Here is a 25,628-nt window from a genome sequence, read left to right as displayed (position 1 = left end):
CCCGAGGACGCACGGCCCGCTACGGTGCCCACCATGACGACCACCGACGACGCCCCCGAGTCCTCCGCCGCCCACCCCCGCTTCGCCGCCGCCCTGCGCGAACTCGGCCTCGGCGAGCTGGCCGGACGGGCCCGGCGCTTCCCGGAGGCCACCCGCACCGCCGCCGAGGCCGCCGCCGCCATCGGGTGCGGGCTGGACCAGATCTGCAAGTCGCTCGTCTTCGCCGCCGACGGCGACCCCGTGCTCGTCCTCATGGACGGCGCCTCCCGCGTCGACCTGGACCTGGTCCGCGAGGAACTCGGAGCCGGGAAGGTCACGCGGGCCAAGGCCGACGTCGTACGGGAGACCACCGGGTACGCGATCGGCGGGGTGCCGCCCTTCGGGCACCGGACCCGCACGCGGGTCCTCGCCGACCGGTCGCTGCTCGCCCACGACGTCGTGTGGGCCGCCGCCGGCACGCCGTACGCCGTCTTCCCGATCGAGCCCAAGGAACTCGTCGCCACCGCCGGCGCCACCCTCGTGGACGTGCGCGAGCGCCCCGAGTGACCCCGCTGGTCACCGCCGCCGTGCTGCTCGCGGCGGTCACCCACGCCGGCTGGAACGCCATCGCCCACCGGATCACCGACAAGCTGACCGGCTTCGCGCTGATCTCCGGCGGCGGGATGCTCATCGGGCTCGCCCTGCTGCCGTTCACGGCGTTCCCGGCGGCCGGGGCGTGGCCGTACCTGCTGGCCTCCGCCGCCGTCCACATCGCGTACTACGCCCTGCTGATGCGGTCCTTCCGGCTCGGCGACTTCGGCCAGGCCTACCCGATCGCCCGCGGCAGCGCGCCGCTGCTGGTCACCCTCCTCGCCGCCCTCTTCGCCCACGAGGTGCCGGACGGCTGGGCGGCCGGGGGCGTCCTGGTCTCCTGCGCGGGGCTGACCGGCGTCGCCCTGTGGGGGCTGCGCGGACGCCGGCCCGACTGGGCGGCCATCGGCGCGGCCCTGGCGACCGGCGTGACCATCGCCGCGTACACGGTCGTCGACGGCCTGGGCGTACGCGCCTCCGGGTCCTCCCTGGGGTACGTCGCCTGGCTGATGGTGGTGCAGGGGTCGGTCCTGCCGGCGTACTTCCTCCACCGGCACCGCGCCGGGTCCTGGGCGCTGCTGCGGCCGCAGGCCCGCCTCGGACTGCTCGGCGCGGCCCTGTCCGTGGCCGCCTACGCCCTGGTCCTGTGGGCCCAGACCCGCGCCGAACTCGCGCCCATCGCCGCCCTGCGCGAGTCGTCCATCCTGGTCGGCGCGGCCATCGGCGCCGTCTTCTTCAAGGAGCGGTTCGGTGCGCCCCGGATCGCGGCGGCGGGCCTGCTGGTGGTCGGGATCGGGCTGATGCTGCGCACCGGGTAGCCGGGGCCGTGCGGACCGCCGTGCCGAGGCGCACCCTGGAAGGAGACGTTCCGGAGGTGATCCTCATGATGCACACCACAGTGGGTTGGCACGTCGAGATGGAGTTCATGGAGGACGACCAGCACACGCGGGCGGTCGCGATGGTGCGGCTGCCCGACGGCAGCGAGATGCGCGCGCACGGCCACGCCAGCCGGCACCGGGTCGACTCCCAGCAGCCACGGGTCGGCGAGGAGGTCGCGGGGGCACGCGCGTTGAACGAACTGGCGATGCGCCTGCTCACCAAGGCCCACGAGGAGATCGACGCGGCCTCGGGCCGGACCTCACATCCCATCCACGTCTGAGCCGGACCCCGCGAGCGACACGCGTACCGCCCGTACCAGTGCCTGCGCCCGCGGGTCCGCCGTCACGGTCTTGCGGAAGCCGTTGGTGACATAGCCCAGGGCGACGCCGGCCTCCGGGTCGGCGAAGCCGAGGGAACCGCCGCGGCCCGGGTGGCCGAAGGAGCCGGGGGACAGGAACGGGGACGCGCTGCCGTGCAGCATGTAGCCGAGGCCGAACCGGGTGTTCACGACCAGGACCCGGTCCGGGCCGGCGGACTCCTCGGCGCGGGCCCGTTCCGTCGTCGCCGGGTCGAACAGCCGCACGCTCCGCGTCACGCCGTCGACCTCGCCGATCAGCGCCGCGTAGAAGCGGGCCAGACCGTCCGCCGTCGCGATGCCGTTGGCGGCCGGGAGGGCGGCGGCGCGGTACACCGGGTCGTTCTGGTCGGGGAACGGGGTGATCGCGGCGAAGGCGCGGCGGGTGAGGGAGTCCGGGTCGCCGTAGGCCTCCGTGACCGCGCGCTTGGGTCGCAGCCGGGGGCCGTTCCCCGACGCTTCGGGCTCCGCCAGGCGTCCGACGCGCCCGGCCCGGCCCGCCGCCTCCTCCGCCGCGGGCAGCCCCACCCACAGGTCCAGGCCGAGCGGTCCGGCGATCTCGTCCGCGATCCACTGTCCGGCGCCCCGCCCGCCGGTCACCCGGCGCACCAGTTCGTCCAGCAGCCAGCCGTAGGTCAGCGCGTGGTAGCCGTGGTCGGTGCCCGGCTCCCACGCGGGCGCCTGCGCGGCGACGGCCGCCGGGCCCCGCAGCGGGTCGAGCGCGTCCCCGGGGGTGAGCGGACGGTCCAGGACCGGCAGCCCCGCCCGGTGGTTCAGCACGTGCCGGACCAGCACCCGCTCCTTGCCGTGCGCCTTGAACTCCGGCCAGTACTCGCCCACCGGCGCGTCCAGGTCCAGCTCCCCGCGCCGGTGCAGCAGCAGCGGTACGGCCGCGGCGACGCCCTTGGTCGCCGAGCGGACCACCTGGGCGGTGCCGCGGCGCCACGGTGCGGTGCCGTCGACGTCCCGGGTGCCGCCCCACAGGTCGACGACCTTGCGCCCGTCCCGGTAGACGGCCACGGCCGCGCCCCGCTCGCCGAGCGCGGTGAAGTTCCGTACGAACGCGTCCCTCACCGGCTCGAAGCCCCCGGCCACCGTGCCGTGCACGTCCACGTCCGCTTCCACTTCCGTCCGTCCCTTCCGGCCGCCGGTGACAGTGGGTGCAACCGCCACGGACCGCCCGCCATTCCTCAGCCGGCGGCCGGCACCGACCGCGGGTCGAAACCGAACGGCAGCTCCAGACGGTGGGCGCGCATCAGCGCGTCGTCCGACAGCAGTCGCGCCGTCGGACCGTCGGCCGCGATCACGCCGTCGCTGAGGATCAGGGCGCGGGGGCACAGCTCCAGGGCGTAGGGCAGGTCGTGGGTGACCATCAGCACCGTGACGTCCAGGGACCGCAGGATGTCGGCGAGTTCGCGGCGGGAGGCCGGGTCCAGGTTGGAGGAGGGCTCGTCCAGCACCAGGATCTCCGGCTCCATGGCGAGCACGGTCGCCACCGCCACCCGGCGCCGCTGGCCGAAGGAGAGGTGGTGCGGCGGCCGGTCCTTGAACTCCGCCATGCCCACCAGAGCGAGCGCCCGGTCCACGCAGGCCTCCAGCTCCGGCCCCTTCACCCCGGCCGCCGCCGGCCCGAAGGCCACGTCCTCGCGCACCGTCGGCATGAAGAGCTGGTCGTCGGGGTCCTGGAAGACGATGCCCACCCGGCGCCTGATCTCGGCCATGTTCCGCCTGTCGACCGGCAGTCCGGCGACGGCGACCGTGCCGGTGCCGCCGGTCAGGATGCCGTTGAGGTGGAGGACGAGGGTGGTCTTGCCCGCGCCGTTCGGCCCGAGCAGCGCGACCCGCTCGCCGCGCGCGACGGAGAAGTCCACGCCGAACAGGGCCTGGTGCCCGTCGGGGTAGGCGAAGGCGAGGCCGGAGACGTCGAGGGAGGCGGGCGGGTCGGTCACGGGGCCGCCGGTGGCGGGGTGTTCGGTCACAGCGTCCATCCCAGCAGACACACGACGAGTGCCGCACAGGGGAGGGCCAGCGCGTACGACCACTGCGCCCGGGACGCGGTCGCCTCGTCGATCACCGGCATCGCACCGGCGTAGCCGCGGCTGACCATGGCCAGGTGGACGCGTTCGCCGCGTTCGTAGGAGCGGATGAACAGCGCCCCCGCGGACTTGGCGAGCACGCCCCAGTGCCGTACGCCCTTCGCCTCGAAGCCCCGGGACTCCCGGGCGATCCGCATCCGCCGCATCTCGTCCGTGATCACGTCGCCGTACCGGATCATGAACGAGGCGATCTGCACCAGCAGCGGGGGAAGCTTCAGCCGCTGGAGGCCCAGCAGGAGTTCCCGCAGCTCGGTGGTGGCGGCCAGGAGCACGGAGGCGGCGACGCCCAGGGTGCCCTTGGCCAGCACGTTCCAGGCGCCCCACAGGCCGTTGACGCTCAGGGACACGCCGAGTACATCGATCCGCTCGCCCTCCGCCACGAGCGGCATGAGCACCGCGAACGCGACGAACGGCACCTCGATCAGCAGTCGCTTGAGCAGGAAGGCGGCCGGGACGCGGGCGGCGTACGCCACCGCCGCGAGCAGCAGCGCGTACAGGCCGAAGGCCCACATCGCCTCGCGCGGCGTGGACACCACGACGACCACGAAGGCGAAGGCCGCGGCGAGTTTGGTGTGCGGCGGCAGAGCGTGCACGGGGGAGTGGCCGTGCCGGTAGAGCCGGTGAGCGTGACCCGCACCCATGTCAGACGGTCGTTTCCGTGGTGCTCGGGGACGCGTCGTCGCTGCGGCGCCTGCGCACCGCCCAGAACACGGCGCTGCCCGCGACGACGGTGACGCCGACGCCGATCACGCCCGCCAGGCCCCCGGAGATCCGGGCGTCGGCGATGTCCTTGACGCCGTAGTCGGCGAGCGGGGAGTCGGCCGAGGCGTGCTCCTCGGCCTTCTTGTCGATGCCCTTGTCGGAGGCGACCTTCTCCAGGCCGTCGGGGTCGGCGGAGGCGTAGAAGCTGACGAAGCCGGCGAGGACCAGGGAGGCGACGAGGCCGGTGATCCACACCTTGCGGTGCGAGCGGGCGGCGACGGGCGCGGGGCCGGGGGCCGGCGCGCCGCCGGGGGCGTCGACCAGTTCGCCGTTCACCCGCAGCCTGAGCCGCTGCCGCAGCCCGCGCGCCCCGTACACCAGGTCCGGCCGTACGGCGACGACGGCGCCGACGGTCAGGGCGGTGATCACGGCCTCGCCGATGCCGATCAGCACGTGCACGCCGATCATCGCGGTGGCGACCTTGCCGATCGAGACGTCGGTGGTGCCGCCGATCCAGTACAGGAGCGTGAAGGCGAGGGCGGCGGCCGGCACGGAGACGAGCGCGGCGACGAAGGAGGCGACGGTGACCGAGCGCCGGGTGCGCGGCAGGACCTTCACCAGGCCCCGGAAGAGGGCGTAGGCGACGACGGTGGTGACGATCGCCATGTCGGTGATGTTCACGCCGAGCGCGGTCAGGCCGCCGTCGGCGAAGAGGATGCCCTGCATGAGCAGGACGACGGAGACACACAGCACGCCGGTGAAGGGACCGACGAGGATGGCGGCCAGCGCACCGCCGAGCAGGTGGCCGCTGGTCCCGGCCGCGACCGGGAAGTTCAGCATCTGCACCGCGAAGATGAACGCCGCGACCAGCCCGGCCAGCGGCGCCGTCCGCTCGTCCAGTTCCCGGCGCGCGCCGCGCAGGCTGCCCGCGATGGCGCCCGCGGCGACGACTCCGGTCACCGCGGAGGTCGGGGCGTTGATGAATCCGTCAGGTACATGCACGGTCCGATGATAGGGACCAGTTGCAACTCGTTCGCAAGAGCGAGGTAAAGGCTGGTGTAAAGCTCGATCTCACATGTGATATCCGGCTCACAGGGCGTGAGCCGGGAAATATGGGACATTGGAGTGGGGGTGGACGCACAGCTTCAACACAGGTGGCAGAGCGTAAGGGGCGACCCCATGTCCGTAGTCGAACAGTACGCGCGAGCCCACATCCTGACGGACGCGGACCTCCCCGACCAGGACGACGGCGGAGCGATACCCGTCGTGCTGCGCTACGACCCCGAGTTGGACCCCTCGGCGGTGCGCGTCGCCCTGCCGGGCCGGGGCGGCCGAGGCGCCCGGCCCCGCGAGTGGACCTTCCCCCGCGGGCTGCTGGAACAGGGGCTGCGTGCGCCCGCCGGGGACGGCGACGTGCGGGTGTGGCCGTGCGGGCGGGTGCAGGCCGTGATCGAGTTCCACTCGCCGCAGGGCTGCTCGGTGGTCCAGTTCGAGAACAAGGCACTCGTGCGGTTCCTGCGCCGCACCCACCAGGCCGTCGCCCAGCCGGTGGCGCACTGAGCGCCGCCCGTCCCGTGGCCCGCTGAGCGCCGCCCGCCCGGTGGCTCCCCGAGTGGAGGGACCGTCAGCCGGCCGCCTTGAGCAGCGCCGCGACGATCGGCCCCGCCGTGTCGCCGCCGTGCCCGCCCTGCTGGACCACGCCCGCCGCGGCGACGTCGCCCCGGTACGCCGTGAACCACCCGTTGGGCTGCTCCTGCCCGTCGACCTCCGCCGAGCCGGTCTTGGCACCCACGTCACCGCCGACGCCGGCCATCGCCTCCGCCGCGGTGCCGTACGCCGCCGTGTAGGACATCAGCTCGCGCAGCGACCCGAGGGTGGCGGCCGACATCGTGCGGGAGGCCGTCGCGAGCGTCCGCCCGTCCACCGACGGGGCGACCAGGTACGGCTGGTGGAAGCTGCCCGACTTCACGGTCGCCGACACCGACGCCATGTTCAGCGGGTTCATCCGCACGCCGCCCTGGCCGATGAGGGAGGCCGCCATCTGGGCCTTGCTCTGCACCGGCACCCGGCCGTCGAAGGTGGGCACGCCGACCGACCAGTTGTTCATGGACAGGCCGAAGACCTCCTTGGCCTGCTTGGTCAGGTCGTCGTCCGACAGCTCCGGGGCCTGGCTGATGAAGGCGGTGTTGCAGGAGCGGGCGAAGCTCGCCTTGAAGGTGCCGTCCTTGATCTCGAACTCGTCGTCGTTCTGGAACTTCCAGCCGCCGTAGCTGAAGTACTTCGGGCACGGGTGCTGCTCGTTCACGGACGCCAGGTCCTTCTCGAGCAGCATCGAGGCGGTGACGACCTTCATGGTGGAGCCCGGGGCGAGCGAGCCGAGGAAGGCGGTGTTGAAGCCGTGCCCGCCGTTGGCGACCGCGAGGATCTCGCCGGTGGAGGCGCGCAGCAGCACGACCGACGCGCCCTTCTTGCCGTCCACCTGCTGTTCGGCGGCGCGCTGGAGGGCGGGGTCGAGGGTCGTCTTCAGCGTGCCGGGCGTGCCCTTGCTCAGCTCCAGCAGCGTCTTGTCGGCGACGTCACCGGCTCCGGAGCCCTTGGCCTCCTTGGAGCCCTTCCCGTCGTCCGCTTCCCCGTCCGCCCTGCCGCGCACCACGCGCAGTTCGACGCCCGGGGTGCCGCCGGCCTTCTTGCCGTACTTGTCGCGCAGGCCGTCCAGGACGGTGCCGAGGGAGGGGTAGGCGGCGGCGGTGATCTCTCCGCCGTCGCGGTCCAGCGCCTTCACCGGCGGGTCTCCGGCCTTCCCGGTGACCAGCCGGTCGCCGTCGCGCAGGTCCGGGTGCACGACTGCGGCCTGCCAGTCGACGCGGGGCTCGCCGTCGCCCTCCCGCCGGACGACGGTCAGTGCGCTGTCGTACGCGAGCGGCGCGGTCTTCCTGTCGTAGGCGACGGTGGCCTTCACGGAGAACGGGACCTTCGCACCGGCCGGGGTGCCCGCAGTGAAGACGGCGTCCTTGACGCGGGCGTCCTTGGCGTACCCGGTGAGCAGGGCCTTCGCGGCCTCGGCGTCGTCGGTCGCGGCGGCGGCGCCGGACACGTCGCCCTGCTGCCAGGCGGTGAGGAACCGCTGGGCCGTCGAGGTGACCTCGGCCGCCGTCAGCGGTCCCGACTTCACCTTCTCCGCGGCCGCCGCGGACTTGGCGCGTGCCGTGTCGTCGTCGCCCGCTCCGCCGCCGTACATCGCGTAGGCACCGAAGCCGGCTCCGGCCACGACCACCGCGGCGACGCTGCCGATCACGGCGGGTTTCGTCCTGCGCCGCTCGGCGGCGGCGCCCCTTCTGCTGCCCACGGTGTCCGTTCCTCGGTGCCTGCGATGCGGTGCCCGCGTGTCTGGTGCGGTGCCCACGTGTCTACGGGGACGCGCGGGGCGTCGGTGCCGGTTCCGGCGACGGCGACCACAGTACGGCCATCCATGGCCACCGGTCTGCGTCAGCCGCCGCGTCAGCCGCCGGCTCGCAGCACGTCCGCGACGATCGGCCCGGCCGCGTCGCCGCCGTGGCCGCCCTCCTCGGTCATGGCCGCCACCGCGACGTCGTTGCGGAAGCCGGTGAACCAACTGTTGGACACCGCCTGCCCGTCGACCTCGGCCGACCCGGTCTTGGCGCCGATGTCGCCGCCGAGCCCGGACATGGCCTCGACGGCGGTGCCCCGGGTGGCGGTGAGCCGCATCATCTGCTTGAGCTGTGCGACGGTGCTCTGCGGCAGCCCCTTGGCGGTGGCGGGCTTGCGGTCGTCGAGGTCGAACGGGACCAGGTAGGGCTGGCGGAACTCGCCGGTGACGGCGGTCGCGGTGACCGAGGCCATGTTCAGCGGGTTCATCTGGACCTGGCCCTGGCCGATGGCGTTGGCGGCGCGGTCGGGGCCGCTCACGGCGGGGACCTTGCCGTCGAAGGAGGTGATGCCGGTCTGCCAGTTGTTCCGCCCGAGCCCGAAGCGCTCCTCGGCCTCCTGGGTCAGGGAGGAGTCGGTGAGCGGCTCCTCGTCGATGAGTTTGATGAAGCCGGTGTTGCAGGAGCGCATGAAGGTGGTGGCGAGGGTGGCGCTCAGGTCGGGCTTCATGGTGGTGATGTTGCGGAAGGTCTGACTCTGCCAGGTCGCGGTGTCGGGGCAGGGCGCCGGGCCGTTCATCGAGGTCACACCGTTGTCGATGAGCATGGCCGCGGTGATGATCTTCATGGTGGAGCCGGGGGCGACAGTTCCCTGGAAGGCCGCGTTGAACCCGTCCTTGCGGTTGTTCGCCACGGCCAGGACCTCACCGGTGCTGGGCTTCACGGCGACCACGGAGGACTCGCCGTACCGTTTCACCGCCTTCTCGGCCGCGGCCTGCGCGCTCGCGCCGATCGTGGTGCGCAGCCTCCCGGGCTTTCCCTCGGTCAGTGTCAGCAGCGGGGTGTCCGGAGCCTCCGTGGTGGTGTGCCGGACCGCCAGCTCGACGCCGGGGGTGCCGCCGGCCCGGTCGCCGTACTTCTCCCGGAGTTTGGCGAGGACCGGCCCGAGCGAGGGGTACTTCTCCTTGCTCAGCACGGCACCGTCCCGTCCGACGGCCTGGATCTGCGGCGTCGCCGACTCGGCGGTGACCAGGGTGTCCCCGTCCTTCAGGTCCGGGTGGACGACGGACGGCTCCCAGTCCACCAGCGCGCGTCCCGTGGTCTCCCCGCGCACCACGGTCAGCCGGCTCTCGTAACGGAGCGGCTTGACCGTCCCCTCGTACGACACCTTCGCCTTCACGGTGAACGGCACGGAGGTCCCGGCCGCCGTGCCCGGCGTGATCTCGACGCCGGTGATGTGCGCGTCCTCGCCGTAGGCGGTCAGCAACGGCCCGGCGACGGAGGCGTTGTTCGTGTACGAGGCGGCACTCGCCGCGTCGCCCTTCTCCCAGGCCGCGAAGAACTTCTCGCTGGTCTCCGCGACCTCGTCCTCGCCCGGCGGCCCGCTCTTGGCCTCCGACCCGGCGGACCCCCCGCCCCCGTCCAGCGCCGACACCACGTTGTAGGCGCCGTACCCGGCACCGCCCACCATCACGGCCAGCACCCCGCCTATGACGGCGGCCTTGACCCCCCTGCCCATCGGCAGTCCCCTCCCCGTCGGACTTCCGCCCGCCTTCTTGAACGCGTTCAGAAGTAGCTGTAGGTCACACCCTATGCGGCGTGGGTGAACGGCGGTACGGGTGTTGCCGTTTGGTGGCCCAAAGGAGACCGGGGCGGCGCGTGCCGGGATCGCAGGCGATCAGCGATGAGCGTTCGACAGGCCTTCGACGAATGCGACGAAGACGGGCGTGGAGAAGGTGAGGGTCTTACGAGGTGCCTTCGAGTCTCGGATCGCCACCCGCGGACCGCGGTCGGCGACTTCGACGCACTCGTTGCCCTCGCCGCCGCTGTAACTGCTCTTGAACCACTGTCCGTTCGTGGGCTCGGGCGGGGAAGGCGCTATGCCGGTCATGAGGACAGCTCCTGACGTGCTCTGGCGACCAGCCGCGACGAGAGGGTGACGTCGGCAGCCTGCGAACGAAGGTAGTCGAACGTCAACTTATAGGCACTGACGTCCTCCGCGTCATCCAGATACACGCCGCGACGGCGCATCTCGATGTACACGACCGCCATGGAGTTGAGCGGTTCCCGCTCGTCGTCACGTCCGAGGATCACGAAGTGCCCGGCCCCGGCGGCGTGCGCCCCCGCGCTGAACGGCAGGATCTGAAGGTCGACGTTGGGGCTCTCGGCCGTCTCGTGCAGATGCTTGAGCTGCTGGTCCATGATGTCGGGGTCTCCTACGGTCCTGCGAAGCACCGCTTCGTCCAGGACCACCCACAGGTGCAAGGCCGGATCGCGCATCAGGATGGTTTGACGTTGCATGCGCGCCTCGACCATCCGCTCGATGCTCTTGTTCGGGCTCCGCACCTCCCTGGCCTGATGGATGGCGAGGGCGTACTCCCGCGTCTGCAACAGGCCCGGAACGACGGTGTTCGCGAAGACGTGTTCGTAGGCTGCCTGGTGCTCGAACGAGACGAGCGGATCCAGCCACTCGGGCACGGCGTTGTTGCCGACCCACCATCCGTCGGCCTGCGACTTGGCCACTGCTACGAGGGCGTCGCGTTCCTGGGGTGTGGCGTCGCATGCGTCGGCCAGGGCCTTCACCGTTGCCCAGCGGATGCGGGCGCGATCCTGCCATGCCTCATACCGGCTGACCGTGGTGGTGCTGACGCCCGCACGGGCCGCCACTTGCGTCTGGGTGAGTCCGCATCGTTCGCGCAGTGAGGTCAGGCCCCGTGCGATCTGCATCCGACCGGCCGGTCCCGTCTGCGTAGCGCTCACGTCGCATCCCCTCCGCCTGTGAAACGTGCGGCTCGGCTTGCCGGCGCCGGCCAACGCCCCGACCCTATGGACCTTCCCAGGACGTCGGACGGGGATTCGAGCTTCGTCACCCACATCAGTGAACTCCCCTCATGGGGGCGCCCATTATGGGAATCCCATGAGAGTTTTCCCCTGCATTGTTCTCGGAGGTGACGAGGAGTTGAGGGCATGGCTGGGCTTACGCGAATCCTGATCCGTCGGCTGGGAGCGGTGGTCCTACCTTCTGGGCGCCATCGAGCGAGACGGCCGCCGAAGGTGCGTCCCGTCGACATGCCCGCCGGTGCACCTGCCGCGGCGCCATCGCGCTTCCGCGCCTCCGTCGCCCGCCACTGGAACGAGCCGATCGACGGTACGTCCACCCCCCTCGTCCGCCCCTACCTCACTGCCTACGAGCGCGACGAGAAGGCCCGTATCCAGCGGCTGCGTCGCGACATCCTCTGGTGCGCCACGTACGGCGTCGACCTCGACACCCGTGACATCCACGCCCGTCCGGAGGTGGCAGCGTGAGGGCCGGGGCGGGCCGCGTACGGATCCTGCCGCGCGCTGACGGGCAAGGGCGCACCGCCCTGCTGCTCACGGACGGGGACGGTACCGTTTCCCGGCTCGCCGACCGTATGGAGGTGGCGCAACTGGGCTTGGGAGAGCGGCTCCTCGCCAAGGCACGGGCAACGCTGGAGGAGCAGCGACCGACGATGCGGGAACTCCGCCTCATGACAGGCCAGTTGACGGACGCGCTGGCGGACACCCTGCTCATCGCCGAGTCCCGGGGCGCTCGCCTCAGGGATACGGAACCCGAGCCCGTGGACGCACACTTGGCGGAACTCCGTGCGTACGCCATGCTTGCGCTCCCCGGTGAGGACCTGGCCTCCGCCCGAACCGCACGGCACTACGTCCGTGACACGTGCCGGTCGTGGTGCCTGCCGACCGGCATGACGGACGACCTTGTGTCCGTCACCGGGGAATTGGTCGCCAACGCCCTGGAACACACGGACAGCCACACCATCGCGATCACCTGCTGCCTCACCGGCGATACCGCCACGCTCGGCGTGACCGACGACGGCAGAGGCGGCGGTACGCCGGTGATCTCCGAGTCGACCGGTGCCTGCGAAGGCGGACGAGGGCTCCTGATCACCGACGCGCTGGCCACCCGGTGGGGGACGCGGCGAACGGGCGGAGGGCTGACGGTCTGGGCCGAGTTCACCATCGGGGCCGGTGCGGACACGGCGGCCTGTCTCGGTTGAGCCCCGCTCGGATCCTCCGTCGGCGGACACGGGGGCGGGGCGAGTCCCTCATACCCGGCGGGCCGTCAGGGGCCGGCGGGATCGGAGGGGCCTGCGCGATCGGCCGAGGCCATCGCCCCGGTCACCGCCCGCCGCAGCGCACGGCTCGTGATCCAGCGGTTCTTGCCGCCGGTGAGGGACACCACGGCGCGGCCCACCCAGTCCGGGTCGCCGAGGAGCTGGAGCTTTCCTTCGTCCACGAGCCGCCGCATCAGACTCTCCAGCCGCAGGGCGTCCACCGCCCGGTAAGGGCGCTCGTGCTGGTCGAAGCGCAGCGCCTGGTCCTCGTACGGGTGGCGCAGCGTCAGGTGCATCCAGCCGCCGGCGCGCCCCGCGACCGTCCCCTTCAGCGTGTACATGCCCCTGCTGTTCGTGCTCCAGGAGTGCTCGCCCCAGGTGAGCCGGACGCCGGTCATGATCCTCGACCAGGGGACCGACCGTCCCTCGGAGTCCGGCTCGTGCTGGTGGAGCCCGTCCGGGCGGAACTCCACCCAGTGGGTGTCCGGGCGGGAGGCGTCACCGACTCCCCAGCGCCCGTCGAACAGCTCCAACGGCCCCAGCGACGTACCGTCCCCCACCATGCGCGTCATTGAATCACGCGTTCCGCACACGGGTGCGCGGTCGGCGGCCCGCTCCGTCGGCGGCCCGGCGGGGCGCTCCGCGGGGTGCGTCAGGTACCGGCGGCGACCGTCAGGGAACGCCGTGCCGCCGGGCAGGGCCGGCCGGCTAGACCCACGTGTCCAGCCACATCCGTGCCCGCCACTCCTCCATCGGGATCGCCGTGCCCGTGTACAGGGGCCAGAAGTAGATGAAGTTCCACGCGATGAGGAGGACCAGGACGCCCGCTCCCGTCGCGCCCGCGACGCGGCGGGTGTCGCTGCAGCCCGGGCGGCCGATGATCGCCCCCAGGAGCATCGCCACCGCCAGGCACAGGAACGGGACGAAGACAACGGCGTAGAAGAGGAAGATCGTGCGCTCCTGGTACAGGAACCAGGGCAGGTACCCGGCGGCCAGGCCGCAGGCGATCGCGCCCGCGCGCCAGTCGCGGCGGAAGAACCAGCGCCACAGGACGTAGAGGAGCGCGAAGCAGCCCACCCACCACAGGAGGGGGGTGCCCAACGCCAGCACCTCGCGGGCGCACTTCTCGCCCGCGTCGACCGGGCAGCCGTCCGAGCCCGCCGACGGGGACTCGTAGAAGTAGGAGACCGGGCGGCCCAGGACGATCCAGCTCCACGGGTTCGACTGGTACGTGTGCGGCGAGGTCAGGTGGGTGTGGAATTCGAGGACCTGGGTCTCGTAGTGCCACAGGCTGCGCCACCAGTCGGGGAAGAGCCACGACCAGGAGCTGTGCGCGCCGTCCTTCGCGGCCCAGTCGCGGTAGTAGCCGCCGGTGCCGTCGGACGGGGAGAGGATCCAGCCGAGCCAGGACAGGAGGTACGTGGCCAGGGCCACCGGGACGGTGGAGAGGAAGGCCCAGCCGAGGTCGTGGCGCAGTACGGCGATGTAGGGGCGGGGGGCGCCCGCGACGCGGCGGGAGCCGACGTCCCACAGGACGGCCATCACGCAGAAGGCCGCCATGATGTAGAGGCCGTTCCACTTGGTGGCCGCCGCCAGGCCCAGCATCAGGCCCGCCGCCAGGCGCCAGGGGCGCCACCCGAGGCGGAGGGTCTGCGCGATGTGCGCGTCGGGGCGGACACGGCCGTCCTCGTCCACCGGGAGGGCGGCGGCGAGCCGGGCCCGCGCCCTGTCGCGGTCGACGACCAGGCAGCCGAAGGCGGCCAGGACGAAGAACATCAGCACGCTGTCCAGCAGCGCGGTGCGGCTCATCACGAAGTGCAGGCCGTCCAGTGCCATCAGCGCGCCCGCCAGGCAGCCGAGGAAGGTCGAGCGGAACAGGCGGCGGCCGATCCGGCACAGCAGCAGCACCGAGAGGGTGCCGAGCAGCGCGGTCATGAAGCGCCAGCCGAACGGGTCGAAACCGAACAGCAGCTCGCCCAGGCCGATGACGTACTTGCCGACCGGCGGGTGCACCACGTACGCCGCGTCGGCCGGGATCGGGACGTGGCCGCCCGAGTTCAGGATCAGGTCGTTGGCGTTCTTGTCCCAGTTGACCTCGAAACCGCGGTGGATCAGCGCCCACGCGTCCTTGGCGTAGTACGTCTCGTCGAATATCACCGCCTTCGGGCTGCCCAGGTTCCAGAACCGCAGCACGCCCGCGAGCAGCGCCACCAGCAGCGGGCCGCCCCACGCCGACCAGCGGACCATCCGCTCGCCGAGCGCCTTCGACAGGCCCAGGAACGTCCACATACGGGGACTCGGGCTCGTGTACGGCGGCACCAGCCGGTCGCGGACGTCGTCGGCCGCGGGCCCCGCCGTGTAGCCGAAGCGGCGCAGCCGCTGCTGCCAGGTGGGCCGCTCGTCGTGCGGGGCCTGGCCCTGCCGGGTGTCCGTGGAGGACGCGGTACTGGTCACCGCGCCATCGTAGGGAACCGCGCTGTGCGCGTCCCGCGCACGGGCCTGCCGGGCGCGGATACGTCCCCCGCTCGGGACGGCTGGGAGGATGGGGGCGTGACTGGAACCCTTGTACTCGCGGGCACTCCCATCGGCGACGTCCAGGACGCCCCGCCCCGGCTCGCCGCGGAACTGGCCGGTGCGGACGTCGTCGCCGCCGAGGACACCCGGCGGCTGCGCCGGCTCACCCAGGCGCTCGGCGTCGCGCCCGCGGGGCGTGTCGTGTCGTACTTCGAGGGCAACGAGTCCGCCCGTACCCCCGAGCTGGTGGAGGAGCTGGTGGGGGGCGCGCGGGTGCTGCTGGTCACCGACGCCGGGATGCCGTCCGTGTCCGACCCCGGGTACCGGCTGGTCGCCGCCGCCGTCGAGCGCGGGGTGCGCGTCACCGCCGTCCCCGGGCCCTCCGCCGTGCTGACCGCGCTCGCCCTGTCGGGGCTGCCGGTCGACCGGTTCTGCTTCGAGGGCTTCCTGCCCCGCAAGTCCGGCGAGCGGCTGACCCGGCTGCGCGAGGTCGCCGAGGAGCGCCGCACCCTCGTCTACTTCGAGGCCCCGCACCGCCTCGACGACACCCTCGCCGCCATGGCCGAGGTCTTCGGCGCCGGCCGCCGGGCCGCCGTCTGCCGCGAGCTGACCAAGACGTACGAGGAGGTCAGGCGCGGGGGCCTCGGCGAGCTGGCCGCGTGGGCCGCCGAAGGGGTGCGGGGCGAGATCACCGTCGTCGTCGAGGGCGCCCCCGACAAGGGGGCCGAGGAGATCGACGCCGGGGAACTGGTGCGCCGGGTGCGGGTGCGCGAGGAGGCGGGGGAGCGGCGCAAGGAGGCGATCGCGGCGGTGGCGGCCCAGGCGGGCGTGCCCAAGCGGGAGGTGTTCGACGCGGTCGTGGCGGCCAAGAACGCGGAGCGGGACGCCGGGCAGGGCGCCGAGGGGAATTCCGGGAAGAAGGGGTGAGAACGAGGGGTTCCGCAGGGCTCGTCTTGACCCGGAGCCCCCTGCTCTTGACCCGTCCCTGACCGTGCGGGCGCTCCCGCCAAGGCCGGCTCAAATCGGGCCAAATACTCGGCCGTACCTGGTGCTTTCCGGCCGGTGGAGGAGTCCACTGGAGGAAGGAACGGAACGAACCGAAGGAGCCGGGATGAGCATGAGTGAGAGCGCCGTGCGGACCGGAACGCGTGCCGGTGCCACCGCCGTCGTCCACGAGTCGTACTCCTTCGTCTGCATGCGCTGCGGGCACGGCTGGGAGCAGGCGTACGAGATAGAACACCGCACGGACGCGGACGGCCACGAGTACGTGCGCTACGTCGCGGACGGCCGCCCCGTCCCCTCACCGCTGACCCGGCCGACCTGCGCGATCTGCGACCACCACGTCGTACGGATCATGCGCCCGGGCCGGGTCGCCTCGGTGCGCGGCACCACGTACGGGGGTCACGTGCCGCCGGCCGGCCCGCCGGAGGTGCCCCTGCTGCCGCAGTCGCCCGAGGCACCCGGACCGGGGGCTCCGGGGCTCGGCACCGGGCACCGGCAGTGGCACCTGGGCGACCTGCTGCGCGCCCTGCGCCTCCACCGCCGGGCGGGCTAGCCGGTGCTTCGGGGGAGCGCGGGGGCTTTCGTAGGATCGGGGCATGCCCTCGAACGCCTCGGGCCGGTCCGACAAGGACGCCGCGCCCCCGCTCCCCGAGCCCCTCCGGGTGCCGGTCGCCGACTCGCACACCCACCTCGACATGCAGTCCGGCACGGTGGACGAAGCGCTCGCCAAGGCCGCGTCCGTCGGCGTCACGACCGTCGTCCAGGTCGGCTGCGACCTCGCGGGGTCCCGCTGGGCCGCCGAGACCGCCGCCGCGCACGACGCCGTCCACGCCACCGTCGCCCTGCACCCCAACGAGGCGCCGCGCATCGTCCACGGCGATCCCGACGGGTGGTCCAGGCAGGGGGCGCGGCGGCCCGGCGGGGACGCGGCGCTCGACGAGGCGCTGGCCGAGATCGACCGGCTCGCGGCGCTTGGACAGGTCAAGGGCGTCGGGGAGACGGGACTCGACTACTTCCGCACCGGCCCCGAGGGCAAGGAGGCGCAGGAGCGTTCCTTCCGCGCCCACATCGAGATCGCCAAGCGGCACGGCAAGACCCTCGTCATCCACGACCGCGACGCCCACGCCGACGTGCTGCGCGTCCTCAAGGAGGAGGGCGCCCCCGAGCGCACCGTCTTCCACTGCTACTCCGGCGACGCCGAGATGGCCGAGGTCTGCGCCCGCGCCGGGTACTACATGTCCTTCGCGGGCAACGTCACCTTCAAGAACGCGCAGAACCTGCGCGACGCCCTCGCCGTCGCCCCGGCGGAACTGGTCCTGGTGGAGACCGACGCACCGTTCCTGACTCCCGTGCCCTACCGGGGGCGGCCGAACGCCCCCTACCTGGTGCCGGTCACGGTGCGGGCCATGGCGGAGGTACGGGGCGTCGACGAGGACACCCTGGCGGGCGCCCTGGCCGCGAACACGGCCCGCGCCTTCGGCTACTGAGGGCCGCGAAGCGCTCGCCGCGCTGATCGGCGGCGGCGCGCGGGGGGAGAGTGGCCGCAGTACGGGCCGTCGCCGGTGCCCGGCTGCGCGGGGCGGGCCGTGGCGGGCCGCGGTGGGCCGCGGCCGGGGTGCCCCATGGCGCCCGAGCGCGAGGCGGGGGCCGGGAGCCGGGCCGCCGCGCACCGGCTGCGGAGTGGGGCCGTCCGTGTGGCGCCCGGTTGCGGGCACGAGGCTGGTGGTGGTGTCCGGTTGCGGGCATGGGGCTGGTGGTGGTGTCCGGCTGGGGGTACCGGGCCGGTGGTGGTTCGGTTGTGGGGTGGGGCCGCTGGTGGTGTTCGGTTGCGGGAATGAGGCCGCTCGTGGTGTCCGGCTGGGGGCATGGGGCCGCTCGTGGTGCCGGAGCGCGGGCACGAGGCCGCTGGGTGGTGTCCGGGTGCGGGCGCACGGCCGCTGGGTGGTGCCCGGCTGCGGGCCGGAGCCCCACGTGCCCCCGGCTACCCTTGCGGGGTGAGCAGCCCCACCCCCGACGCCCTTCTGGGTCCCGCCGACGTCCGTGAACTCGCGGCGGCCCTCGGCGTACGCCCCACCAAGCAGCGCGGCCAGAACTTCGTCATCGACGCGAACACGGTCCGCCGTATCGTCCGCACCGCCGAGGTGCGCCCCGACGACGTGGTGGTCGAGGTGGGACCGGGTCTCGGCTCGCTCACCCTGGCCCTCCTGGAGGCCGCCGACCGGGTCACCGCCGTCGAGATCGACGACGTACTCGCCGGTGCCCTGCCCGCCACCGTCGCCGCGCGCATGCCGGAGCGCGCCGACCGGTTCGCGCTCGTGCACTCCGACGCCATGCACGTCACCGGCCTGCCGGGCCCCGCCCCGACCGCGCTGGTCGCGAACCTCCCCTACAACGTGGCGGTCCCCGTCCTCCTCCACATGCTCGACACCTTCCCGAGCATCGAGCGGACCCTCGTCATGGTCCAGGCCGAGGTCGCCGACCGGCTCGCCGCCGGACCCGGGTCGAAGGTCTACGGCGTGCCCTCCGTCAAGGCGAACTGGTACGCCGAGGTCAAGCGGGCCGGGTCCATCGGCCGCAACGTCTTCTGGCCCGCGCCGAACGTCGACAGCGGGCTCGTGTCACTCGTCCGGCGGACCGAGCCGCTGAAGACCACCGCGTCCAAGGCCGAGGTCTTCGCCGTCGTCGACGCCGCGTTCGCCCAGCGCCGCAAGACCCTGCGGGCCGCGCTCGCCGGATGGGCGGGGTCGGCCGCCGCCGCCGAGGCCGCGCTCGTCGGTGCGGGGGTGTCGCCGCAGGCGCGCGGAGAGGCGCTGACCGTGGAAGAGTTCGCGCGTATCGCCGAGCACAAGAACCAGGGGTGACGAGCAAGTGAGCGTGAGGGTCCGCGTCCCGGCCAAGGTCAACGTCCAGCTCGCGGTGGGCGCCGCCCGCGCCGACGGCTTCCACGACCTCGCCAACGTCTTCCTCGCCGTCTCGCTGTACGACGAGATCACCGCGACCCCGGCCGCCGACGGGCCCCGCGTCACCTGCGAGGGCCCGGACGCCGACCAGGTGCCCCTGGACCGCACCAACCTCGCCGCCCGCGCGGCACTCGCCCTCGCGCAGCGGTACGGCCGTGAACCGGACGTCCACCTCCACATCGCCAAGGACATCCCCGTCGCCGGCGGCATGGCGGGCGGCAGCGCCGACGGCGCGGGCGCGTTGCTGGCCTGCGACGCGCTGTGGGGCACGGGCGCCTCCCGCGAGGAACTCCTCGACATCTGCGCCGAGCTGGGCAGCGACGTGCCGTTCAGCCTGGTCGGCGGCGCGGCGCTGGGCACGGGGCGGGGGGAGCGGCTGACGGAGCTGGAGGTGGGTGGCGACTTCCACTGGGTGTTCGCGCTGGCCGGGCGGGGGCTGTCGACCCCGGCCGTCTTCCGCGAGTTCGACCGGCTGGGGGAGGGCCTGGAGATCCCGGAGCCGGCCGCCGACCAGGCGGTCCTGGACGCCCTCGCCAAGGGCGACGCCGCCGCGCTCGCCGTCGCCGTCTCCAACGACCTCCAGCCCGCCGCGCTCTCCCTCTTCCCCGAGCTGTCCGACACCCTCGCGGCGGGCCGGGCGGCGGGAGCCCTGGCGGCCCTGGTCTCGGGCTCGGGGCCGACGACGGCCTTCCTCGCGACCGACGCCGGGTCGGCCTCCGACATCGCCGGGGTGCTGCGGGCCTCGGGGACCTGCCGCGACGTGCGTACGGCGGCCGGGGCGGTGCCGGGGGCGACCATCCTGGAATGAGGCCCGCGGCGGCCGGACTACCCTGGAGGGTCGAGCGATCCCCCAGGCAGGAGAGAAATGGCCGTCAATCTGGTCAATGTCGAGAACGTCAGCAAGGTGTACGGCACCCGTGCCCTCCTCGACGGCGTGTCCCTCGGCGTCTCCGAGGGGGACCGCATCGGTGTCGTCGGGCGCAACGGCGACGGCAAGACGACCATGATCCGGATGCTGGCCCGGCTGGAGGAGCCCGACACCGGGCGGGTCACCCACTCCGGCGGGCTGCGGCTCGGCGTGCTCACCCAGCACGACTCCCTCGACCCCGCCGCCACCGTCCGGCACGAGGTCATCGGCGACCTGGCCGACCACGAGTGGGCGGGCAGCGCCAAGATCCGGGACGTGCTGACCGGGCTGTTCGGCGGGCTCGACATGCCGGGGTTCCCGCAGGGGCTCGACACCGTCATCGGGCCGCTCTCCGGCGGTGAGCGGCGCCGGATCGCCCTGGCCAAGCTGCTCATCGAGGAACAGGACCTGATCGTCCTCGACGAGCCCACCAACCACCTCGACGTCGAGGGCATCGCCTGGCTGGCCAAGCACCTGCGCGAGCGCAGGTCCGCGCTCGTGTGCGTCACCCACGACCGGTGGTTCCTCGACCAGGTCTGCACCCGCATGTGGGACGTCCAGCGCGGTGACGTCTACGAGTACGAGGGCGGCTACTCCGACTACGTCTTCGCCCGCGCCGAGCGCGAGCGCATCGCCGCCACCGAGGAGACCAAGCGGCAGAACCTGGTCCGCAAGGAGCTGGCCTGGCTGCGCCGCGGCGCCCCCGCCCGCACCTCCAAGCCCCGCTTCCGCGTCGAGGCCGCCAACGAGCTGATCGCCGACGTGCCGCCGCCCCGCGACAGCAGCGAGCTGATGAAGTTCGCCTCGTCCCGGCTCGGCAAGACCGTCTTCGACCTGGAGGACGTCACCGTCCAGGCCGGTCCCAAGGTGCTGCTCAAGCACGTCACCTGGCAGCTCGGCCCCGGCGACCGCATCGGCCTGGTCGGTGTCAACGGCGCCGGCAAGACCTCCCTGCTGCGCGCCATGGCCGAGGCCGCCCGCAGCGAGGGCGAGGAGCAGCCGGCGGGCGGGCAGGTGCGGGTCGGCAAGACCGTCAAGCTGGCGTACCTCTCCCAGGAGGTCGCCGAGCTGGACCCCGACTGGCGGGTCCTGGAGGCCGTGCAGCGCGTCCGTGAGCGCGTCGACCTCGGCAAGGGCCGCGAGATGACCGCCGGGCAGCTCTGCGAGACCTTCGGCTTCGGCAAGGAGAAGCAGTGGACGCCGGTCGGGGACCTCTCCGGCGGTGAGCGGCGGCGGCTGCAACTGCTGCGGCTGCTCATGGACGAGCCCAACGTCCTCTTCCTCGACGAGCCCACCAACGACCTCGACATCGAGACCCTCACCCAGCTCGAGGACCTCCTCGACGGCTGGCCCGGCTCGATGATCGTCATCTCCCACGACCGGTTCTTCGTCGAGCGGACCACCGACCGGGTCTTCGCCCTGCTCGGCGACGGCGCCCTGCGGATGCTGCCGCGCGGCATCGACGAGTACCTGGAGCGGCGGCAGCGGATGGAGGAGTCCGCCGCGTCGAGCGCCCCGGCCGTGGCGGCCAGGCCCGCCGCCGCACCCGAGAAGAGCGCCGCCGACGTGCGCGCCGCCAAGAAGGAACTGCAGAAGATCGAGCGGCAGTTGGACAGGATCTCCCAGAAGGAGACCGCACTGCACGCCCAGATCGCCGAGAATGCCACGGACTTCGCGAAAGTGGCCGAACTGGACGCCGAGCTGCGTGAACTGGTGGGGCAGCGCGACGAGCTGGAGCTGCGCTGGCTGGAACTGGCCGAGGACGCCTGAGCCCTCGCGTGCGGCGGGCGCAGGTGATGTAAAGGGCGGGTGAAGGCTCGTAACGGGGGCATCACGGGCCGGTCCTCCCTTGGGAACAGCGGTGGACGCGGCCCGGTGGGGGCTTCGCCGCGGGTGATAGAAAGGCCGTCCGAGGACTGTCCGAGCACGGTGCGAGACAGGTCCGACGATCGCCTTCGACGACTCCGGGGCCAGCGTGTGACCCGGGGCGTGGCTAGAAATCAGTGAGTGAGCACTAAGGGGGGAACGCGCTGATGAGCCAGCCGCCGAATCAGCCGCCGCAGCCGGGTGGCTTCGGAGCACCGCAGGATCCGCCGCCGGGAGGCTTCGGGGCACCGACCCCGCCGCCCCCGCAGGGCCCGCCGACCGGCCCGCCGCCGCAGCAGCCGGGCTACGGCTACCCGCAGCAGCCCGGCCAGCCCGGCCAGCCCGGGCCGTACGCGCAGCCCGGACCGTACAACTCCGGCCCGTACGCCCAGCCGCAGCAGCCGGGGCCGTACGGCCAGCAGCCCGGCTACGGCTACCCGCAGCAGCAGCCGTACCCCGGCCTGCCCGGCGCTCCCGGGACCCCGCCGCCCGGCGGCCCCGGGTCGCGCAACCCCTTCAAGGGCAAGCCCGCCCTCGCCGTCGCCGCGGCGGTGGCGGCCCTGGTCGTCATCGGCGGCAGCGTGTGGGCGGTCACCGCGAGCGGCGGTGACGACGACAAGGACAAGAAGCCCGTCGCCGCCAAGAGCGACGACCCCAAGCCCTCCGGCTCCAAGGGCGGCGCCCCCGTCGACCCCGGTGACGGCAGCGGCGACGGTGCCGAGGAGACCCAGGACCTGAACAAGGGCCGCCAGGACGGCGAGTCCAAGGTGCTCTGGTACAAGGAGGCGCCCGACGCGCCCGGCTCCGGTGCCGACGCCGACGGCATGTGGATCACCGACAAGGCCGCCGTGAAGGCCGCCTACAAGCAGGTCTTCGCCTACAACGTCGACGACGGCAAGCCCACGTGGGCGCCGGTCGTCTTCCCGCAGAAGATCTGCGCGGTCACCCCGCAGAAGACGGCCGCCGACAAGATCGTCGTCGCCTACATGAGCGGCTCCAGCGACCGCGCCAAGTGCAACCAGCTCCAGGAGATCGACCTCGCCACCGGTGCGAAGGGCTGGACGGAGAAGGTGGCCGAGGGCGACCTGTTCGACTCCACGCTCTCCCTCGAACTCTCGCTCAGCGGCGACGTCATGATGGTCGGCCGCTCCCAGTCCGGCACCGCCTACGACGTCCGCAGCGGCAAGAAGCTCTACGACAAGAAGAAGTACGGCGACGCCTGCTTCCCCGCCGGATTCGCGAGCAGCGCGACCAAGCTCGTCCAGGTCGCCTCCTGCGGCGCCGGCGGCAACAACGCGCACGACGAGCTCCAGGGGCTCGACCCCAAGACCGGCAAGGTCCTGTGGACCTACCCGTACGAGAAGGGCTGGCGGGTGGCCCGCGCCTACTCCGTCGACCCGCTCGTCGTCTACGCCAACAACGAGGACGACAAGGTCTGGAACATCTCCACCTTCACCTCCGGCGGCAAGGTCCTCGAACAGGTCGGCGTCGACGAGGACTTCGCCCCCGAGTGCGGCTGGGCCATCATGGAACGCGACCTCCAGGGCTGCACCGGCGTGACCGTCGCCCAGGGCACCCTCTACCTGCCGACCAAGGCGACCAGCGGCGCCAACGAGATCGTCGCGATCAACCTCGCCACCGGCAAGGAGAAGTGGCGCACCAAGTCCCCCGTGGACGAGTCGATGACGCCGATCAAGGCCGAGGGCGACCAGCTCATCGCCTACGTCCAGCCGTCCTACGAGGCGGGCGGCCGGGTCGTGTCCATCCCGACCGGCGGCGCCAGCCACCAGCCGGCCACGCTGCTGCAGAATCCGGCGAGTGTCGCGGAGATCGAGAACGGCTTCTACTCCAAGGACATCGACTGGGTCGACGGGCGGTTCTACATCTCCACCACCCGCCTGAACGGGAACGACGAGTCGAAGGAGAAGTTGATGCTCGCCTACGGCAAGTGACCCTTCTCCGGACGCTTTCCCGGCCGTTCTCCCGACCGCTTTCCCGGCCGTTCTTCCGGCCGCGCTCCCGTGGTCCGTTCCCCTCCCGTCGTTTCCGCTTCCCGAGGTGCTCACGTCATGACCCAGCCGCCGCCCCCGCCGCCCAACCAGCCTCCGCAGGGCGGCGGCTTCGGCCCGCCGCAGGACCAGCCGCCGCAGAACCAGCCGGCACAGCACCAGCCGCCGCAGCCGCCCGCCGCGCCCTCCGGGCCCGGCTTCGGCAAGGCGCCCGAGCCGGGTTACGGCTACCCGCAGACTCCGGGTACGCCCCCGCCGACCCCGCCACAGGCACCCGCGGCTCCGCCGGCCCCGCCCGCCGGGCCGCCGCCCCAGCAGCCGGGGTACGGGTACCCGCAGACCCCGCCGCAGCCCCAGCCGGGATACGGCTACCCCGGTCAGCCGCCCGCTGCGTACGGGCAGCCGACGCCGGCCTACGGCCAGCCGGGGCAGCCGGGCCAGCCGCCCGGCCAGCCCGGGTACGGCTACCAGCCCGGTTACCAGCCGCCGACCATGCCGATGCAGCCGCAGGGCGCGGGCGGCGGCGGACGGAAGATCAACGCGCAGGTCGCGATCATCGTGGCGGCCGTCGTCGCGATCGCCCTGATCATCGGTGGCGGCGTCTGGTACGCGGGTTCCTCCGGCAAGGACGACGGCAAGAAGGACACCGCCGGCACCAGCGGCGGCACCGGCGGCGACGGCGGCACCGACCAGAAGGGCGGCGACGGCGGCAAGACCTCCGGCGCCAAGGAGAAGGCGCCCGCCGACCCCTCCGCGAAGGTGCTCTTCCAGGTGCCCATGCCCGCGCTGCCCAAGGACGACGACAGCGTCGTCGTCTCCGGTTCGTGGCTCACCGACACGGTGTACGCCAAGAGCGGCATCGCCGAAGTCGTCGGCTACGACCGCGACAAGGGCAGCAAGAAGTGGTCGATCAAGCTGGAGGGACCGGTCTGCGCGGTCACCCCGCACGTCACCGACGACAACAAGACGGTGATCATCCACCAGCCCGCCATGCCGACCAAGGCGGAGCCCTCGCACGGCTGCACCCAGGTCGCCGTCCTCGACCTGGACGCCGGGAAGAAGGTGTGGACCAAGACCGCGGGCGAGGGGCCGATCTCCTTCAACAACGTCACGATCAGCGGTGACACCGTCGCCCTGGGCAGCACCGACGGCGGTGTCGCCTTCGACATCGCCAAGGGCGACATCCTCTGGTCCCCGAAGCCGGGCGACTCCTGCTACGACGCGGGCTACGGCGGCGGCGAGAAGCTGGTCGCGGTGCGCAAGTGCGGCTCGTACGACGCGCGGGAGCTGCACATCCAGACCATCGACCCGAAGAACGGGAAGGTGCTCTCCGAGTACAAGATGGCCAAGGGCATCGAGTACGCGGGCATCGTGTCGACGAACCCGCTGGTCGTGGCCGCCGACGTCGGTGACTCCGCCGGTGACGGCAGCGGCATCTCGGACTTCTTCTCCATCGACAACAAGACCGGCAAGCTGCTCACCCGCATCTCGGCGCCGGGTGACCAGTACGCGGCCCGCTGCGACAGCATCACCAAGCCGGAGGGCTGCAGGGGGCTCGCGACCGGCAACGGCAAGCTCTACATCGCCACCGAGGAGCACGAGGGCAGCGGCAAGTCCTACAGCCGGGCCAACGAGGTCGTCGCCTTCGACCTCGCCACCGGCAAGCAGACCGGCCAGCGCGCCGACTCCGGCGACGACTACACGATCACCCCGCTGCGCATGGACGGCGGCAACGTGCTCGCCTACAAGCGTCCGCCGTACGACAAGGGCGGTCAGATCGTCAGCATCGACGGCTCCACGTTCAAGCAGACGACGCTGATGGAGAACCCGGCCACGGAGGCCGTGCGGGACGTGGAGTCCAGCATGTCGCCGGACTACTCCGAGCTGATCTACGAGCAGGGGCACCTGTACATGTCGCAGGTGTACGCCAGCAAGCCGAGCAGCGCGCGTGACAAGGAGTACCTGGCGATCGGCTTCGGCACCGGCGGGTGACGCCGGAGCCGGTCCCCGGGTGAGCGTTCCGGCCCCGTCCCCGTTCGGGGGGCGGGGCCGGTTGCGTTGTGGGT

At 72.6% G+C, this 25,628-nt stretch carries 24 protein-coding genes; 14 read left to right on the top strand and 10 right to left on the bottom strand.

All coding sequences use genetic code 11. The annotated features are described in order from the left end of the window. The first annotated feature begins 33 nt into the window (after positions 1-33). The 3 genes from IG88_RS0108160 (at position 34) to IG88_RS0108150 (ending at position 1,729) form a co-directional block, all read left to right on the top strand. A complete protein-coding gene (locus IG88_RS0108160; RefSeq protein ID WP_031036741.1) occupies positions 34-546 on the top strand; it encodes a YbaK/EbsC family protein in 513 nt (170 codons plus the stop codon). Next, positions 543-1,388 carry an EamA family transporter gene (locus tag IG88_RS0108155; protein WP_031036739.1) on the top strand — a complete coding sequence of 282 codons (846 nt, stop codon included), beginning with the start codon at positions 543-545 and terminating at the stop codon, positions 1,386-1,388. Before IG88_RS0108160 ends, IG88_RS0108155 begins: the two co-directional genes overlap by 4 nt. 65 nt (positions 1,389-1,453) lie before the next feature. Continuing rightward, positions 1,454-1,729: a DUF1876 domain-containing protein gene (locus tag IG88_RS0108150; protein ID WP_031036734.1), complete on the top strand. Its 276-nt coding sequence runs from the start codon at positions 1,454-1,456 to the stop codon at positions 1,727-1,729. Here the strand turns inward: IG88_RS0108150 and IG88_RS0108145 are convergent. The 4 genes from IG88_RS0108145 to IG88_RS0108130 form a co-directional block, all read right to left on the bottom strand. Further along, a complete protein-coding gene (locus IG88_RS0108145; RefSeq protein ID WP_031036731.1) occupies positions 1,709-2,917 on the bottom strand; it encodes a serine hydrolase domain-containing protein in 1,209 nt (402 codons plus the stop codon). The genes IG88_RS0108150 and IG88_RS0108145 overlap by 21 nt on opposite strands. A 77-nt stretch (positions 2,918-2,994) precedes the next feature. Further along, on the bottom strand, positions 2,995-3,792 hold the full coding sequence (locus IG88_RS0108140; protein ID WP_051851834.1) for an energy-coupling factor ABC transporter ATP-binding protein: 798 nt from the start codon (positions 3,790-3,792) through the stop codon (positions 2,995-2,997). Further along, a complete protein-coding gene (gene cbiQ, locus IG88_RS0108135; protein WP_031036725.1) occupies positions 3,780-4,541 on the bottom strand; it encodes a cobalt ECF transporter T component CbiQ in 762 nt (253 codons plus the stop codon). Before cbiQ ends, IG88_RS0108140 begins: the two co-directional genes overlap by 13 nt. Before the next feature lies 1 nt (position 4,542). Beyond that, on the bottom strand, positions 4,543-5,604 hold the full coding sequence (locus IG88_RS0108130; protein WP_031036722.1) for an energy-coupling factor ABC transporter permease: 1,062 nt from the start codon (positions 5,602-5,604) through the stop codon (positions 4,543-4,545). A gap of 177 nt (positions 5,605-5,781) precedes the next feature. Between IG88_RS0108130 and IG88_RS0108125 the strand changes: the two genes are divergently transcribed. After that, positions 5,782-6,162, top strand: coding sequence for an SsgA family sporulation/cell division regulator (locus tag IG88_RS0108125; RefSeq protein WP_031036719.1), 381 nt, complete (start codon positions 5,782-5,784; stop codon positions 6,160-6,162). 64 nt (positions 6,163-6,226) lie between these two features. Here IG88_RS0108125 and IG88_RS0108120 read toward each other — a convergent pair whose 3' ends face one another. The 4 genes from IG88_RS0108120 to IG88_RS0108105 all read right to left on the bottom strand — a co-directional run bounded on the left by IG88_RS0108120 (position 6,227) and on the right by IG88_RS0108105 (position 10,967). Further along, entirely contained in the window at positions 6,227-7,948 is a 1,722-nt protein-coding gene (locus IG88_RS0108120) for a penicillin-binding transpeptidase domain-containing protein (protein WP_031036716.1), read from the bottom strand. Between the two features lie 152 nt (positions 7,949-8,100). Then, on the bottom strand, positions 8,101-9,726 hold the full coding sequence (locus IG88_RS0108115; protein WP_031036713.1) for a penicillin-binding transpeptidase domain-containing protein: 1,626 nt from the start codon (positions 9,724-9,726) through the stop codon (positions 8,101-8,103). A gap of 159 nt (positions 9,727-9,885) precedes the next feature. Next, entirely contained in the window at positions 9,886-10,098 is a 213-nt protein-coding gene (locus IG88_RS0108110; protein ID WP_051851832.1) for a DUF397 domain-containing protein, read from the bottom strand. Continuing rightward, positions 10,095-10,967, bottom strand: coding sequence for a helix-turn-helix domain-containing protein (locus IG88_RS0108105; RefSeq protein WP_234332074.1), 873 nt, complete (start codon positions 10,965-10,967; stop codon positions 10,095-10,097). The genes IG88_RS0108110 and IG88_RS0108105 overlap by 4 nt, the downstream gene beginning before the upstream one ends. Before the next feature lie 309 nt (positions 10,968-11,276). Here IG88_RS0108105 and IG88_RS0108100 point away from each other — a divergent pair, with 309 nt between their 5' ends. Together IG88_RS0108100 and IG88_RS40170 are read left to right on the top strand one after the other, a co-directional pair. Beyond that, on the top strand, positions 11,277-11,513 hold the full coding sequence (locus IG88_RS0108100; protein ID WP_051851831.1) for a hypothetical protein: 237 nt from the start codon (positions 11,277-11,279) through the stop codon (positions 11,511-11,513). Further along, on the top strand, positions 11,510-12,247 hold the full coding sequence (locus IG88_RS40170) for an ATP-binding protein (RefSeq protein WP_051851830.1): 738 nt from the start codon (positions 11,510-11,512) through the stop codon (positions 12,245-12,247). Before IG88_RS0108100 ends, IG88_RS40170 begins: the two co-directional genes overlap by 4 nt. 65 nt (positions 12,248-12,312) lie before the next feature. Here the strand turns inward: IG88_RS40170 and IG88_RS0108085 are convergent, their stop codons facing one another. Both IG88_RS0108085 and IG88_RS0108080 read right to left on the bottom strand, forming a co-directional pair. Further along, complete coding sequence (locus tag IG88_RS0108085) at positions 12,313-12,867, bottom strand: hypothetical protein (protein WP_051851829.1); 555 nt, start codon at positions 12,865-12,867, stop codon at positions 12,313-12,315. A gap of 145 nt (positions 12,868-13,012) precedes the next feature. Then, positions 13,013-14,758 carry a dolichyl-phosphate-mannose--protein mannosyltransferase gene (locus tag IG88_RS0108080; RefSeq protein ID WP_031036700.1) on the bottom strand — a complete coding sequence of 582 codons (1,746 nt, stop codon included), beginning with the start codon at positions 14,756-14,758 and terminating at the stop codon, positions 13,013-13,015. A 96-nt stretch (positions 14,759-14,854) separates the two neighbouring features. Here IG88_RS0108080 and rsmI point away from each other — a divergent pair, with 96 nt between their 5' ends. The 8 genes from rsmI to IG88_RS38465 all read left to right on the top strand — a co-directional run bounded on the left by rsmI (position 14,855) and on the right by IG88_RS38465 (position 25,554). Then, the gene (gene rsmI / locus IG88_RS0108075) at positions 14,855-15,745 is read left to right on the top strand and encodes a 16S rRNA (cytidine(1402)-2'-O)-methyltransferase (RefSeq protein ID WP_031036698.1); all 891 of its coding nucleotides are present in this window, start codon (positions 14,855-14,857) and stop codon (positions 15,743-15,745) included. A 184-nt stretch (positions 15,746-15,929) separates the two neighbouring features. Beyond that, positions 15,930-16,373: a hypothetical protein gene (locus IG88_RS0108070; RefSeq protein ID WP_031036695.1), complete on the top strand. Its 444-nt coding sequence runs from the start codon at positions 15,930-15,932 to the stop codon at positions 16,371-16,373. 43 nt (positions 16,374-16,416) lie between these two features. Continuing rightward, positions 16,417-17,307 carry a TatD family hydrolase gene (locus IG88_RS0108065; protein ID WP_031036693.1) on the top strand — a complete coding sequence of 297 codons (891 nt, stop codon included), beginning with the start codon at positions 16,417-16,419 and terminating at the stop codon, positions 17,305-17,307. A 507-nt stretch (positions 17,308-17,814) separates the two neighbouring features. Further along, complete coding sequence (rsmA, locus tag IG88_RS0108060) at positions 17,815-18,681, top strand: 16S rRNA (adenine(1518)-N(6)/adenine(1519)-N(6))-dimethyltransferase RsmA (protein ID WP_031036690.1); 867 nt, start codon at positions 17,815-17,817, stop codon at positions 18,679-18,681. 7 nt (positions 18,682-18,688) lie between these two features. Further along, positions 18,689-19,588 (top strand): 4-(cytidine 5'-diphospho)-2-C-methyl-D-erythritol kinase, encoded by a 900-nt coding sequence (locus IG88_RS0108055; protein ID WP_031036687.1) that lies wholly within the window; start codon positions 18,689-18,691, stop codon positions 19,586-19,588. 57 nt (positions 19,589-19,645) lie between these two features. Continuing rightward, entirely contained in the window at positions 19,646-21,457 is a 1,812-nt protein-coding gene (locus IG88_RS0108050) for an ABC-F family ATP-binding cassette domain-containing protein (RefSeq protein ID WP_031036684.1), read from the top strand. 263 nt (positions 21,458-21,720) lie between these two features. Beyond that, on the top strand, positions 21,721-23,505 hold the full coding sequence (locus tag IG88_RS0108045; protein WP_031036682.1) for a PQQ-binding-like beta-propeller repeat protein: 1,785 nt from the start codon (positions 21,721-21,723) through the stop codon (positions 23,503-23,505). Between the two features lie 117 nt (positions 23,506-23,622). Then, the gene (locus IG88_RS38465) at positions 23,623-25,554 is read left to right on the top strand and encodes a PQQ-binding-like beta-propeller repeat protein (RefSeq protein ID WP_031036679.1); all 1,932 of its coding nucleotides are present in this window, start codon (positions 23,623-23,625) and stop codon (positions 25,552-25,554) included. Positions 25,555-25,628: the final 74 nt, after the last annotated feature.

It is taken from the genome of Streptomyces sp. NRRL F-5650, assembly GCF_000721365.1.
GTDB classification, from domain to species: Bacteria; Actinomycetota; Actinomycetes; order Streptomycetales; family Streptomycetaceae; genus Streptomyces; species Streptomyces ardesiacus.
The sequence above is the reverse complement of the archived record's forward strand: the minus strand, read 5'-3'. Positions and strand labels throughout refer to the sequence as shown.